At 56.5% G+C, this 14,839-nt stretch carries 10 protein-coding genes; 7 read left to right on the top strand and 3 right to left on the bottom strand.

Annotation, left to right across the window (positions count from 1 at the left end; translation table 11 throughout):
- The first annotated feature begins 480 nt into the window (after positions 1-480).
- Complete coding sequence (gene smc, locus VNX88_17940) at positions 481-4,410, top strand: chromosome segregation protein SMC (GenBank protein ID HWY70553.1); 3,930 nt, start codon at positions 481-483, stop codon at positions 4,408-4,410.
- A 210-nt stretch (positions 4,411-4,620) separates the two neighbouring features.
- On the opposite strand, the gene VNX88_17935 is transcribed toward smc, so the two are convergent.
- The gene (locus tag VNX88_17935) at positions 4,621-5,295 is read right to left on the bottom strand and encodes a hypothetical protein (GenBank protein HWY70552.1); all 675 of its coding nucleotides are present in this window, start codon (positions 5,293-5,295) and stop codon (positions 4,621-4,623) included.
- Positions 5,296-5,866: 571 nt separating this feature from the next.
- On the opposite strand from VNX88_17935, the gene VNX88_17930 reads away from it, so the two are divergent.
- Both VNX88_17930 and VNX88_17925 read left to right on the top strand, forming a co-directional pair.
- A complete protein-coding gene (locus VNX88_17930; GenBank protein ID HWY70551.1) occupies positions 5,867-6,223 on the top strand; it encodes a PadR family transcriptional regulator in 357 nt (118 codons plus the stop codon).
- Between the two features lies 1 nt (position 6,224).
- On the top strand, positions 6,225-8,843 hold the full coding sequence (locus VNX88_17925) for an ABC transporter permease (protein HWY70550.1): 2,619 nt from the start codon (positions 6,225-6,227) through the stop codon (positions 8,841-8,843).
- 411 nt (positions 8,844-9,254) lie between these two features.
- Here VNX88_17925 and VNX88_17920 read toward each other — a convergent pair whose 3' ends face one another.
- Positions 9,255-9,875 carry a hypothetical protein gene (locus tag VNX88_17920; GenBank protein ID HWY70549.1) on the bottom strand — a complete coding sequence of 207 codons (621 nt, stop codon included), beginning with the start codon at positions 9,873-9,875 and terminating at the stop codon, positions 9,255-9,257.
- A gap of 332 nt (positions 9,876-10,207) precedes the next feature.
- Between VNX88_17920 and VNX88_17915 the strand changes: the two genes are divergently transcribed.
- Both VNX88_17915 and VNX88_17910 read left to right on the top strand, forming a co-directional pair.
- Positions 10,208-10,987: a pentapeptide repeat-containing protein gene (locus VNX88_17915; GenBank protein HWY70548.1), complete on the top strand. Its 780-nt coding sequence runs from the start codon at positions 10,208-10,210 to the stop codon at positions 10,985-10,987.
- 119 nt (positions 10,988-11,106) lie between these two features.
- Positions 11,107-11,820 (top strand): response regulator transcription factor, encoded by a 714-nt coding sequence (locus VNX88_17910; GenBank protein ID HWY70547.1) that lies wholly within the window; start codon positions 11,107-11,109, stop codon positions 11,818-11,820.
- Positions 11,821-11,846: 26 nt separating this feature from the next.
- Here VNX88_17910 and VNX88_17905 read toward each other — a convergent pair whose 3' ends face one another.
- Complete coding sequence (locus tag VNX88_17905) at positions 11,847-12,182, bottom strand: hypothetical protein (protein ID HWY70546.1); 336 nt, start codon at positions 12,180-12,182, stop codon at positions 11,847-11,849.
- A 682-nt stretch (positions 12,183-12,864) separates the two neighbouring features.
- Here VNX88_17905 and VNX88_17900 point away from each other — a divergent pair.
- Together VNX88_17900 and VNX88_17895 are read left to right on the top strand one after the other, a co-directional pair.
- Positions 12,865-14,280, top strand: a complete 1,416-nt coding sequence (locus VNX88_17900) for a CHASE3 domain-containing protein (protein ID HWY70545.1) — start codon at positions 12,865-12,867, stop codon at positions 14,278-14,280.
- Positions 14,255-14,629, top strand: a complete 375-nt coding sequence (locus VNX88_17895) for a response regulator (GenBank protein ID HWY70544.1) — start codon at positions 14,255-14,257, stop codon at positions 14,627-14,629. The genes VNX88_17900 and VNX88_17895 overlap by 26 nt, the downstream gene beginning before the upstream one ends.
- Positions 14,630-14,839: the final 210 nt, after the last annotated feature.

Here is a 14,839-nt window from a genome sequence, read left to right as displayed (position 1 = left end):
CAAAGAGCCGGGACGCAGCATTCCAGTTCGACGCATTGCGGGAGGTCCTTCGCCCAAAACAGGGGCTCAGGATGACAGTTCAAAAAGGCGGAAAGTGCACGGAAAGGAGGCTCACTTGAAAATTAAGAGGAAACAAGTGGCCCATTTCCTGCTAAGATTTCCACAGCTCTCGACGATCCCGCCACTTTCTAAAGATGGCGATCAGTTTACTCATCTGCTGCAACACAGGTGCGATATCCTGTGTTCCTGACACAATATCCACAATATATTGGGTCGCTGTATTGACGGCGAAGATACCCAATCGTAAAGTGAGCACGTCGCAACTGAGTGATGCTGCTGTCTTTGGCCGCAGTGTCTGCAGGTGGAACCATTTGAGTAAACGCCTTCCCCTCATCTCGGAATTGCCGTTTTTGATGGCTCGCTTGAACCACCGCATTTCCATCGTTGAGATTCCTTCTTTCCTCGCCAAAGGAGAGTGCCGTGCTTAAGCTGAAAAAGCTTCAGATCCTCGGTTTCAAATCGTTCTGCGACCGTACCGAACTCAAGTTTCACGGCGACGGTATTGCCGCCATCGTGGGCCCCAACGGCTGTGGGAAGTCGAACGTCTCAGACGCCATCTCCTGGGTGCTGGGCGAACAATCAGCACGCAGTTTGCGTGGCGCGCGAATGGAAGACGTGATCTTCGCCGGAACGCGCGACCGCAAGCCCACCGGCATGGCTGAAGTGTCACTCACGCTGATCGATCCCGACGTGTATGAGGGCAATTCCAGCGGAGCTCCCGAAATTGATATCCAGGACGAACTGTCTGCCGAAGATTGGGATGAAGCCAGCGTTCGTTCGTCTGCGGCAGAAGACGCAGCTCGAGCGGAAGAGGAAACCCGGCCAGGACAGTTCATTGATGCCGAAGGCAACATCGTGGCGGAGCCTGCGGACGATCAACCCACTGAAGTGAGTGCTGATGCTGAGTCGCCCGAGAGTCCCACAGTGGAGCATCCCGAATCGGGAAATCAGGTTCCGGGATCCACAACGCCTGAACCTGAAGTGGTGCTGAAGATTCGCCGCCGAAAGTTCAAGACTCAATTCCGAGCTGGCGAGATTGTCGTCACACGGCGTCTCTTCCGCTCCGGTGAGAGCGAGTACTTGCTGAACGGAAAGCTATGCCGGCTGCGCGACATTCAAGACATCTTCATGGGCACAGGACTTGGCCCTGAGTCCTACGCCATCATCGAACAGGGGCGCATCGGACAAATCCTGTCGAGCAAGCCTCATGATCGCCGCGCCATCCTCGAAGAGGCAGCGGGAATTACGAAGTTCAAGACGAAGAAGCGTCTCGCCGAGCTTCGGCTGGAGCAGTCGCGCCAAAATCTTTCGCGCATCAATGACATCTTCGACGAGGTCACGAGGCAAATGAACTCGCTCAAGCGCCAGGCGGCAAAGGCCGAGCGCTATGGCAGGCTGCGCGATGAGATGCGAGAGAAGTTGCGGATCGTGCTTGCCAGCAAGCTGGCTCAGATGACTCGCGAAAACGCTTCGCTGGAGGAACAGATTCGGGCTCTCACCGAAGAACTGAACAATCGCACGGCGTCGTTGGGTGAGATGGAGACAGCGCACACCGCTGCAGTAGAACGCGGATACGCAATCGATGGCGAGATACGCACTGTGCGCGAACGCCTCGGAGCTATCGAGGTTGAAGCTGGTCGCGTGAGCTCGCGGCGCTACAACAACCAGGAGCGGTGCGCGGATCTGGCGGCACAGAGCGTATCAAATCAGGCTGAACTGGAGCGCATTCAGGTCCGTTTCGAAGACCTGGCAGCTGAGGAAGTTGATAACCGGGCGGTGCTCGAGTCCGCCGCGGCGGACGTCGAGCTCGCGGAACAACAGCATCGATTCGAGCAGGAGCAGGTGGCCGAAGCTGGACGGCAGCTCTTTGATCTTGAGCAACAGCAGGAACTGCGACGCAAATCGGCATATGAAGTGATGTCGGCGGTGACCCGGGTCCGTAGCGAAATTTCACAGACCGAAGAGCATCTAGCGTCGCTTGCCGCGCAACGAGAACGGATCGCGTCCGACGCAGAAGCGACTACCGCCGAAGCGGAATCACTCGGAGGCCGGCGCGGCCAGGTGACGATGGAGTTCGAGTCCATCACGGACACGGTGAACGCATTATCGGCTCGCATCGCGGAAGTCCGGACTGCGCTTGAAGAAAAGCGAGCGATGGAATTGGAGTGCAAGCGCCACGTCGATGGACTTCGCGGGGAACTTGCGACCGCCATGGGCAAGAAAGCGTCGATCGAGGCTTTGCTCAGGGACCACGGCTATTCAACCGAGTCGGTCAAGCGATTGCTGAAGGCAAACGCTCTCGAAGGTGGATTAGCTCCTGCTGGAATCCTTGCCGACTTTCTCGAAGTCGATGACCAATACGAAGGCGTAATCGACGACTTTTTCCGCGATGAGTTGAACTACATCGTAGTGAAGTCGTGGAACGCAGCCGAGGAAGGCATGCGCCTGCTCAAGGGCGACGCCGATGGCCGCGCAACTTTCCTGGTCCATCCGAATGACTCTCAGGCAAAGTTTTCGTTTCTAGTGGATGAGAACGCACAGCGTACTCCGGCGGGCGATTCCATAGTGCCGCTCACGCGCTGCATTCGCGTCCTGAACGGATTTGGCAAGTCGCTGGAAGTAATCTTGCCGAAGCTTCGTGACGGTTACATCACGCCCGACTCGTCGGTCGCCCGCGAATTGGCGCTTGAGAACCCGGACGCATTCTTCCTCTCGCCCTCCGGCGAAACCTTCCACAACGTCACGGTCACAGGTGGCAAGCAGCGCACTGAGGGCCCTCTGTCTCTGAAACGTGAGCTCCGCGATATCAGCCGCACCGTGCAAGCGCTCGAAGGCGCATTGCGCAACGAAGAACTACGAGTACAGATGCTCGCGAGAGAGGTTGCTGAACTCGCGGCCTTGCTCGAACGGCTCCAGGATGAACGACGCGAAGCCGAGAAGGATGCTCATAGCTCCGGCGTCGCCCTCAAGCAGATGGAGGCTGAGCTTTCACGAACAGAACAGCGCCTGCACCAGTTCCGCCTCGAAATGGATCGAATCCAGCAGCAGCAATCGGGGAAGGAAGAGTTGCTTGCGTTTAAACGCGAGGAACTGGAGCGGCACGAAGTCAACCAGTGTGAACTGCAGTTGGAGTTGAACAACGCACAGCAAGCGCTCGCCGAAAATCGTGCGACGCGTGACACTGCCCTGCAACGCGCGGCCGAGGCCAAGGCCCGCCTCGCCGGATTGGAAGAGCGCCGTCGAGCAGCCGCCACTGCTTTGGAGCGAATCAATCGCATGGTTGCAGAAGTGCGGTCGAGGATTGAGACTCTGGAATCGCAGATTGCAGGTGCCGCAGCGGAGAAGCACGAGCGCGAGCAGGAGAACGTCCGCTTGGCGGAAGTCCTGATCTCGCTGCACGCAGAGCGCGAAAGCGGCGAGTTGAAAGCCGCCGAACTGCAGCGAGCTGGAGAACAAACGCGTCTGCTCGCCACCGAGCTCGATGCGTCTCTACGCACTGCGCGCCAGGAACTCGATGCGCTCCGCGATCGGCGCAGCGAGCTCTCGACAACGCTCGCCAGACTTCAGTCTGACATGCAGCATTTGGCTCAGACCTGCCTGCAAGAGCTGTCGCTTACAAGCGACGTTCTGCTCGCTGACACCTCCATCGCAATGGTCGAAGGCGAAGCTCTCGCGCAGGAAGAGGAACTCTATCGTGAGATGCGAACGAGGCTAGACAACATGGGCCCGGTAAACATGATGGCTCTGGAGGAATACAAAGAGACTGCCCAGCGTCACGAGTTCCTGGAAGTCCAGCGCAAAGACTTGCTGGACTCAATCGAGAACACGCAAAACACGATTCGTGAAATCGACGAGTTCTCAAAGCAGAAGTTCGACGAGGCCTTCGCCAAGATCAACGAGAACTTCCAGGTCACCTTCCGCAAGCTCTTCGGCGGCGGGCATGGATTCATGAAGCTCACCGACGAAGAGAACTCCGCGGAGAGCGGTATCGACATCGTTGCTTCACCGCCGGGAAAGAAACTTCAGAATGTATTGCTGCTTTCCGGCGGCGAGAAGGCTCTGACTGCTCTGTCGCTACTCGTTGGCATCTTCCAATATCAGCCGAGCCCATTCTGCATCCTCGACGAAGTCGATGCGCCGCTCGACGAATCGAATGTTGGACGTTTCACCGAATTGGTAAGGGAAATGAGCGATCGTACGCAATTTATCGTGATTACTCACCACAAGCGCACGATCAGCTCGTCACCTGTGTTGTATGGCGTCACCATGCAGGAACCGGGGGTATCGAAGATTGTCTCGGTGAGGTTCGGTGAGGAGCAAGCAAAGGTGCAGATGGCTGCTACGGCTTAGAGCCGCGGATACACGACGTCCCTTCTAACACTGTCATCCTGAGGCCTGGTTTGGCCGAAGGATCTCCGCGATGCGTCGAACTTACACGCGGTGAATTGGTTTTTTGGGGCGAGAATTCTCGTGTAAGAGCCGCGAAACAGCATTCAAATCCATTCGTTCCAGAGATCCTTCGGCCAAGACCGGGCCTCAGGATGACAGTCTTAACTGAACCTATTTTGAACCCTGCAACTTCTTGATTTGCAGCATCACGTTTCTCGCCTCGGTCTTCATCAGTCCCTTAGCCGTTCCTTCGGTGTCGTTCTGGCGGAAATTTACATCACCGTCGAATAACGGTGTTGCACCGTCCGGCTGGAAGACCTTTACTTGGGCATTCAATTCGACGCGCCCCTGTCCACTGCCGCCCACAGCACCGAGACCACCACGATTGAAAACACTGCCGAGCTTCTGTCCAACGCTTGCAGTCTTCAAACCATTGATGGTCGTAAACACGACATAGTCACAAGCTTGCAGCTTGGCTTGCTCGAGGGCACCTTCACGGTCGTGAGGATCCGTTGAGATAGCGACTCCTTGTGCGCCGAGGAAATTCAGGTCGTTGACTAGCTCCTGCTGCAACCCGTCAGTCGATAGCGAACTCTCAACGGTGCTCGCAATCTGCGCTACGCCGATGCGAATTGCGCGCTTCTTCGCCGGACCTGGATTCGCAGTCTGGCCAGCCTTGGAGTCGTCAGACGCTTGCGCATTCGACGTAGACGGTGCGGCGGACTTCTCACCCTGTGCAGCGCCGATTATGGTATTCGCATTGAAGTTCTTCGTTGACCTTAAATCGGCAACACCGTTGCTGGAGACTAAGAACAATAGTAAGAATGCAACCAAACTCCGACTCATGATGGGCCCTTTTCCTTCGGTCTAATAATTGGACGCGTCCACACGAGTTGCGACCAACTCTAATCGCACCAAGTGCGTGACATCAGCTCTGAATTCTTGAAGCTCAAGTCTAGGAAGCAGTTGTAGCAGTGTCAAACGACGGTGGGGTTAGGCTATACGCGCGGGAAAACTGCTACATCGTGCTCCTTGAAGCACAACAAGAAGCTTGGAAAGAAGAAACGCAAAACAAACCAGCCGGAGGTGTGAAAAAACCTGCGTTCAAAATGGGTTAGGATATAGGCCGCCAAAGCTGCACGGCCTGCAGATGGTTGTCATTCTGATGCCATTCCCGCATACTTTGTACCTCGGGACATTCGGATGACCATGTCTAGCCGGATATTCCTCCGCAATCGGCATAGAAACCCAAAGGGAACCTCAGTCGCGTTCCTTGCTGTTCTCAGCCCTAAGTAGCTGGTGTGGTCGTTGAGTGGACGTCTGAATGTCCCTTCCATCAACAGATCTTCAAGTCACGGCTTGACTGCTGATGGTCGAGTGTCTACCATTCTGTGTAATTGATGGTCGAATGTCTTCTATGGCCAAACAGACACCGGAACGCGCGAACCTTCTGCAAGGCACCCTTGACATGCTGATCTTGCGAACTCTTCTCTATGGTCCTGCTCACGGCCACCAGATCGGCAAGCATATTCAGCGGACCACGAATGATTTTCTCCAGATGCAGCACGGCTCGCTTTACCCCGCGCTGCACCGGCTGGAGCGAAGGGGATGGATCACCTCGAAATGGGAGATGGCTCCAGATCGGAATCGGGAATTCAAGTACTACCGGCTTACCGATAAGGGAAGAAAACAGCTTGTCGTCGAAGAATCTCAATGGAAGCAGATGGCCGAAGCTGTGGCGCGGGTGATGTGGCCCGCAGCTGAGGAGAGCTGAGATGAAATGGTGGCAGATCGGGAAACTCGATGCCGATTTGGAACGGGAACTCCAATCGGACCTTCAACTGGAAGAAGAAGAGCAGCGGGAACACGGCATTGCTCCAGAAGAGGCCCGCTATGCCGCCCTGCGCGCCTTCGGCAATCCCAGTGTGATTAGCGAGCAAACTCGCGAGGTCTGGAGTTGGGACAGGCTCGAGACTCTTCTCCGCGATCTAAGAATCAGCATCCGCACGCTCGCGCGGCAGCCGGGATTTTCAGCGGTGGCGATGCTGGTAATCGCCGTTGGCATGGGCGCGACGATCTCGCTGTTCACCGTCGTCTGGTCGGTTCTCCTGAAACCTCTGCCGTTCGACCACCCGGAGCAACTTGTTCGGCTCTACGAAAGTAGCGAAAAGTTTCCGGCGAACGTCGTCGCCCCCGGCGCCTACGGCGAATGGAAACGGGAGAGCCGATCGTTCTCCAATCTCGCGCTTTATACACCCTGGCCGCAGTACAACCTCTCCGAAGGACGTGCGCTGCCCGAACAGGTCCGTGCAACGGTCTGTTCCTGGGATCTTTTCGCCACGCTCGGTGTCCAGCCCAGCATCGGACGCTCCTTCACGCCGGAGGACGATCAGCCTTCCGCCAACGGTACCGTCATTCTCAGTTGGTCTGTTTGGAAACGCCGCTTCGGCGGGGAGTCTTCCGTGATCGGCCGCAAAATCAATCTGGATGCCAAACCTTACACCGTGATTGGCGTGATGCCGCGTTGGTTCGCTTTTCCCGAGCAGAAGGTGCAGGTCTTCCTTCCTGTGTACCACGAGAGAACGCCCGCGCAGATGGCCCAGGTCGACAACCACGGGTTCATCGTCATTGGAAGGCTGAAGCCCGGCGTCACTCGTGAGCAGGCCACACAGGAAGTCTCGACGATCGTGCGCCGCATCCATGACGCCCATCTCGACCTTCCGTTCATGAGCACCGGCGCGGGGATGCGGCCACTCATCGATTACCTGGTGCGCAACGTGAAGCCCGCGCTGTATATGCTCCTGGCCGCTACCGGTTGCATGCTGCTGATCGCGTGCCTCAACGTGGCCAACCTGCTGACGGCCCGCTCCGCGGCACGAGCGCGCGAAATTGCCATCCGGAAAGCGCTCGGTGGCAGTCGCATCCGGCTACTTCGTGAGCAGCTCATTGAAACGTTCGTACTTTTCTCCGTCGGAGGAGCAGCAGGCCTCGCTCTCGCCTACGCAGCTCTCCGATGGTTCGTCATCACGCGAACCGATATGGTGCGCGCGGAGTCGATCGGCATTGATGCCGTCGTGGTCGCAACCGTCGCGGGACTCGTATTGATTTGCGCTCTGCTCGCCGGACTCATCCCGGTGCTGGCAAGCCGTTCCGGGAACCTGGTCGCGGCGCTGCAAGAGTCTTCGCGCAGTTCCACCTCGGGCTCTTCGCGTACGGGTGTGCGCAAAGTGCTCGTGGGCGCCGAAGTTGCGTTCACCGTGGTTCTGCTCGTCAGCGCCAGCTTGCTGCTCAAGAGCTACATGCGGCTGCGGTCGAATGACCTGGGCTGCGCGACCGACAACATTCTCACCATGCATTTCATTCTTCCGAAAGTGCAGTACAGCAACCCGGCACAGCGGGTGGCATTCTTCGACGATCTGCTCGCGCGCGTGCGGGCGTTGCCGGGAGTGGACGCGGCCGGCCTGGTCCGCGCGGTTCCCGGCGAAGGATACTTCGGCGACGGTAGCGTGACCATCGCCGAGCATCCGCCCTTGCCGCAGGGGCAGACGCTACTAGCGATCGTTCGCTGGGCTGATCCCAGCTATTTCGCGGCGATAAAAGTCCCGTTCCTGCGCGGGCGCACCTTCGGTTCCGATCAGCGTCTCGATGGCGCCAACGAAGCCATCATCAGCGCTGAGTTCGCGCGGCAGTATTTTCCAAATGAGGACGCGATCGGCAAGCACCTGATCGGCTTCGGCCGGGGGAGTTACGAGATCGGGAGTTACGAGATCGTCGGTGTCGTGGGCGACACCCGATACGAACTGGCCGAGCAACCGGAACCGATGATGTATTTCCCGATCGATGCCGGCATAGAAAGCGGCGCCGCCCTCGTTGTCCGCGCCGCACGCGATCCCGAGAGCCTCGCACTTCCCATTCAGAAGCTCATTCAGCAGATGGATCGCGAACTCGCCGTTTCGGACGTGCTCACGATGAATCAGATCGTCAACAAATCATCCCTCGACGCAAATTTCGAAGCGACGTTGCTGGCGGCCTTCGCGGGCATATCGCTGTTGCTGGCTGCCGTGGGTCTGTTCGGCGTGCTCGCATACTTGGCGACGCAGCGCCGCACGGAGATCGGTATCCGGCTGGCACTCGGGGCGCAAAGAGAACATGTCCTGCATCTGATGCTGCTCGATGGTCTCGCTCCCGCCTTGGGCGGGACTGCCGCAGGCTCGCTCCTCGCCATCGCCGCAGCGCAACTGATCCGCTCCAGCTTGTTTGCCACCAAACCGCTCGACCCTGCCGTGTTCGCCAGTGTCATCGGACTCCTGCTCGGGGTTGCGACCACGGCGTGCCTGCTACCGGCGTGGCGCGCCTCGCGCGTACAACCAGCGACGGTTCTACGCAGCGAGTGATGTCGCGGGGGGCCGACAAGCAAATGGGACGGCGTGACGTTGCGCTATCGCTCGCGACTCCTGAGAACGCTTCGTACGTCGTTAGCGAGTGACGAGCAATACGGAAGTGATCGAGGCTTTGATGTGCTTATAGCCGAAATGGCCGCGATTCATGGAAGTGCTAAAGAACGGAATTGGCGCTTATACATTTCGAAAGCACCTGGACGCTGAACGCAGAAGCCATCGCGCGCTCGCCGATGCGCGGGTGCGCGGGCGGGCGGAGTGTGTACATATGCGCATCACATACACATACTCCCGTCAAACGCCGGTGGGGTCAGAAGATAGCGGCTGCCAAAGTTGCACCCGCTGGAGAAACGAGGAATGCGGATCGCGGCCAGCACGCAATAATTCCTTTTTCGGAGCGTAATGTCCTCAAGGCTTTTTCTTTTGCTGCGTTGCCTTCTCAGTTTCGCTGATCGCTTTTCGAAGTTGCTCGAGCGCTGGAATCTTAGGCGGATGAAGGGCGTCTTTTGCGGTGTATCGCCAGATGGGAGCGCTATCTAAGGGGTAGTCATCACTGCCGAGATACAACTCCAATGTATCCTCCGAGGCGCCGACTTCGGTTCCGAGGCGCGGTCCGGTAGTCTGCTCTCCCCTGGTAACGGGATCCGGACGACCGTGCTGTCCACCGATGCGCGTCCCACCTTCACCGCCTGGCTGGAGGATCACAGGCCGATTATCGATCGAGCCGCCGCTGATGGTTGGAGTTGCACTCCGTCCAGTTCCCTTACGAACTGAAAGCACCAGGTCCGCGGTATGCGGCTCCATTGCGAGACGGAAGCGTCCCCACTGTATCAACGCTTTCTCGACATCTTCTCTGGCGGTGCGATTGGCGGCTGGATCCGTCAATGGTTCGCCCGCGTCCGGATTGATGACGACGAGGATCGTCTGAGCCTGCAGCACTTGAGCAGGCAAGGTCTTGGGCTTGTCCTTAGAGCCTGCGAATGGACTCGATACAACAACGAGTGAAAGCAGCATCAAAGTCCGCGACATGAATATTGCCCCTCGGCTCATTCGAGGCCATTATAGGCTCCGGATGTGGGCTTTGCTCTCTTGTGAAGTTCGGAGCCGCACCGTCAAACGACGGTGACTATTGCGCCGCTGATTCGTCTAAATTCATACCGAAGGGAACCCTGAAGGGTGCGGCCGGCGGCTTTGCTTTGCAGTGTTGACGATGCGCGACGACATTGCCGGCGATCCGCTGGCCGCTTCTGCTTGCAACATTTTTCTCTTCACCGCATCACAATCCTCAAATTTCGGAATTAGCGATTCCATCCGGCAGTTCTACAATCGTTAGCCCAACCGCTGTTTCAAGAGGAAACCTCATGATCGTTTTTCGCGAGGCCCGTAAGCGGCCGCTTCCTTGGCGTGAACGCAGGCAACAAATCCCAGCGTGGAGCACACCCTTCTTTGCTCTCGAATGGGTTTGGGAATGGGTAGCGTTTGCGTTGAGCCGGTGGACCTTTGTCGAGGTATTGGAATACTTCGGCACCCTTTCCGTTCTCGTTGCCGTGATCTTTTATTTTTATGAATCCGGAGACCGCGTGAAGCAGCGACACTACCAAGCCTGGCAGGTCATTAATACAGCGCAAGGTAAGGGTGGAAGCGGAGGTCGCATCGAAGCGCTGCAGGAGCTGAATCGGGATCGCGTACCGCTTGTGGGCGTGGATGTCTCCGGAGCATTTCTACAGGCAATTCGCCTCAAGAATGCCCGCCTGCTGCGATCGGATTTCAGCGCCGCGGATGTCCGCAACAGTGATTTCGATGCCGCCAACCTGCAGGATTCAAACCTGCGTTCTGCCAATTTCCGGCAGAGCAATTTTCAGGATGCCTCTCTCGCCGGAGCCGAAATGGAAGATGGTGACTTTGAAGGAGCAGACTTCAGCAGAGCCGACTTGACGGGCGCCGTGTTCGATAATGCCGATCTTCGTTTGGCCTCCCTCAAAGATTCCCAGTGGAACGAGATTCGCTCCATCAAGGGAGCCAACGTGTTTGGTGTGCACGATGCTCCGGCTGGTTTTGTGGAATGGGCGACCAAGCATGGAGCTGTGCAGATGCAATCCGATGAGCAGTGGGAGAATTGGCGCGAAGCTCGGAAGCAGTAGTTCATCACGAGATCCTGTGATGTTGTCACTTGTGAGACACTCCCGTTCTGGTACTCGCCCACACTGCAGGCTTGCTTTGTGGATCTCAAATCGGGTAAAACGAGAACACTCTATCCGCCATGAGCCCTGTTCCTAAGGCGAACCATTCGCAGGGAAAGACTACTCCAGGAAAGAAGTTTTTCGTTCTGCTGGCTGATGACGATCCAATTGTCTGCGAAGTTGTCCGCGCGAAGCTCTCCGCGAGCCAGGAGTTCCAGGTGGTTGGGGAAGCGCATGACGGTAAGCGGGCGATCGAGCAGGTCGAGAAGCTGCATCCCGACGTACTGCTGCTCGACCTTCTTATGCCCAATCTGCCAGGAATTGAAGCGTTGAAGGAACTCTCTGCCAGGCACGCCACGGCACACACGATTGTCTTCAGCGCATCGGTTGGCCCCGAACAGATTGTGCAAGCGTTGCAGCTCGGTGCTCGTGGCATCTTGAGTAAGAAGAGCATTGCTCAACTCGAGCCTGCAATGCGCTCAGTGCTCAACGGCAACTACTGGGTCGAGGGGCGCGAAGAGGGGGATGTCGGCAAAATCCTGGCGGATCTTTCTGCGTCCATGAGAGCAGGCGCACAGCCGCGAAACTATGGTCTTACTCAACGAGAGATCGAAGTGATAGGACTAGTCACAGAAGGCTGCAGCAATCGGGAAATCGCTTCGCGACTGAACATCACGGAAGACACGGTGAAGCGGCATCTCACGAACATCTTCGACAAGATCGGAATGTCGACCCGTCTGGAGCTGGCTCTCTTCGCTCTAAAGAACAACCTTGCAGCTCCCAATCGCGCCTGACTGGCTCCGCTGCCGATTTACCTAACTCAGACGGCAACCAACAGCAGCTCCTCTTCAGAGAAGGTCATGGGCGTATCAGAAAAGGAAGACCATTCCGCTTCGACGTTTGAAATGAGGAAATCAGTTCGCGAGACCCCGAGCCAGGGAGCGGAGCGACCTTGAATGGAATCGTGCCCGAGAGCTTCGACGGGAGGCAGCGCTTGCTCGGCCGGAAATTCGCACCGTTCGGGGTCAAACCCGTGCTTGCGCATGACATGGTCCACCAGAAGAACGTAGAGATCGATTAGCGTTGGCAGGGATCGCAGTTTGTGCGAGAGATTCGTAGTAGATACTTCTTGTTCGGTTGAAATTGAAACTAACATGCTAAACGAGTACGAAGGCGAAAACCCAACTGGATGGGAAATGACTCTACGACTTCAGTGGGATTTAACCGCCATACCCGCCTTCCTAATCTGACATCACGCATGGCGGTGCCCCTGCCAACTCGGAACACGAGGCTAGCCATTATCCTTTTGGTGTTGGGTTGGCTAGCGCTATGCGCGCTTGCTCCCTGGCGGCAGGTTCACCCTTCCGATAATTCTCTCGTGCACGCCCTCTCGAGGGCTCCGCTCTGGACTAGCCACTATCAGGCCCTTCCGGGAGCCCAGGTTAATGTCGCAGAGTTTCTTCTTGAGGGCTGTCTGGTGCTCTCCGCAGCTTTGTTGTTGCGGGCCTATGGAGCTCGTCCAAATCCCAAGCCGTACTAGAATCCGGCCATGGAGGCTTCGCAGTTCAGCCGATACGAATATGGAACTAGCTGCGGAAAAATGTCGCCAGAGCCATGGAACTTCCCTGATAATTCCCTGTTAGTTTCTTGAATCGTTTGAAAAACGACACTAAGTGGTGTTTCGTGTGTAGCTTAGGGAGAAATCCACAGAAATCCCTGTTAATTCCCTGCGTTGCAGGAAAATTTGCAAGTTTTGGGCAGAATTCTATGACTTTGAAGTGAAATTCGAAAAACGCCCTGTTTTTCTCGCTGTTCTTTGCCACGGCTCGCGGATTTTGATGAAACTGACTGTCGAAAGAACCGTTCTTGCCGGATTTGTCATCGTGCTTGCGCTCCTCGGCACGGTCGGAATCGTCTCTCAGCGAACGATCATTGGCCTGATTGAAGACAGCAAGTGGGTTACGCATACTCACGTTGTGCTCGAGCTGTTGCAGCAGGTTTCGTTCCGTATGTCCCAAGCTGAAGCGGCCATCCGGGGCTACGTAATTACTGGCGACACCACCTTCGAGGCTCAGTACGAAGGTATCCGGAAGCAGGTTCCAGACCTGATTTCTGAGCTGCGCACGCAAACGTTGGACAATCCTGGCGAACAGAGCAATATCAGCTCGCTGGAGACGCTCCTCGAGAAACGTTTCGCCACGATGGACGAAGGCATCCGCGTTCGCAAGTCGGGCGGCCTGCAGGCAATTCTGGCTCTCGGCAGTACCGGCCCCGGGAGGAAGCTGAGCGCTGAAATCTCAGCCCTGACAGCCCAAATGCGAGGCGATGAGGATCGCCTTCTTGTCGACCGCAACATGCGTGCGCAGGCGAGCGCTCGCCGAGCATTTCTGGTTGTATTGTCGGCGCTCGTGGTCGCCATGTTCGCAGTCATCGGTTCGGTTGTTCTGGTCTTCCGAGATCTCACACGGCGGCAACAGATCGAGCGCATGAAGTCCGAGTTCGTTTCGGTAGTGAGCCATGAACTTAGAACTCCCCTTACATCCATTCATGGGTCGCTTGCCCTTCTCGCCTCAGGTTTATTGGGGAGGGTTGATGCAAAGGGAACGCGGATGTTGGAAATCGCAGTCAGCAATACCGACCGCCTGATCCGCTTGTTGAATGACATTCTCGATATAGAAAAGCTCGATTCGGGAAAGATGGACATACGTCAGATGCAGTGCAGTGCTCGAGAACTCATCGAACACGCAATCGATGTGATGCGCCCGATGGCGCAGAATCAGCACATCACTCTTTCGGCCAAGAAGTCAGAGCTGTTCATCTATGCCGATCGAGATCAATGCATCCAATGCCTGACCAATCTCCTGAGTAATGCAATTAAGTTTTCCGAACCGGGCGGAATGGTCAAGGTAGCGGCGAAGTCTATCGGCACGCATGCGCAATTTGAAGTTTCTGATCAAGGAAGAGGCATTCCGGAAAACAAGAAAAACTCAATCTTTGAGCGATTTCACCAGGTTGATACTTCAGACTCCCGGAAGCGAGGCGGCACTGGATTAGGACTGGCTATCTCTCGCAGCATAGTGGAGCAACACGGCGGCAAAATATGGGTAGAGAGTCAACTGGGAATCGGCAGCACATTCTTTTTCACTGTTCCGCTCGCTCAAACGCACAACCCCAATCCGACTCTTTACGCTGAGTCCACTGAGACGGTCAGGTCAGAACGGGAATCCAATGCGGAAACACATCCTGCTGATTGATGACGAAGACGACATTCGCGAAGTAACCGCTGTGAGTCTGGAGACAGTGGCCGGCTGGCAAGTCTCTTCCGCAGCTTCGGGTTCCGCCGGACTTGAATTGGCGAAGAAGGCTCTTCCGGATGCGATTCTCCTGGACGTGATGATGCCGGAGCAGGATGGACCGGCCACGCTGCGACTGCTGCGCAGCGACGAAGTCACAGCACAAATACCGGTAATCTTCCTCACAGCGAAGGCCCAATCGATCGAACAAGAGCACCTCCAGGCGATTGGCGCCGCGGGAACGCTGGCGAAACCATTCAATCCACTTACCCTCGCCGATCAGATAAGCGGAATCCTCAACTGGCGATAGCAAACACTAACGAGATGACATCAGCCGACAAGTTAAGTAAACAAATAGACGACTTGTGGCAAAAGCATCTGCCGCTGGTGCAATCCCGAATTGAGACTATTCGACTCGCAGTTGATGCCATACACTACAATCGCCTAACTCAAGGCACCCGAATAGCGGCCAAAGATGCAGCGCACAAACTCGCGGGCTCGCTTGGAACTTTCGGCTTAG

The sequence above is a fragment of the Terriglobales bacterium genome, assembly GCA_035567895.1.
In the GTDB taxonomy this organism is placed as follows: domain Bacteria; phylum Acidobacteriota; class Terriglobia; order Terriglobales; family Acidobacteriaceae; genus Gp1-AA112.
Note: the sequence above shows the minus strand (reverse complement) of the source record. Positions and strands in the feature narration are given on the sequence as shown.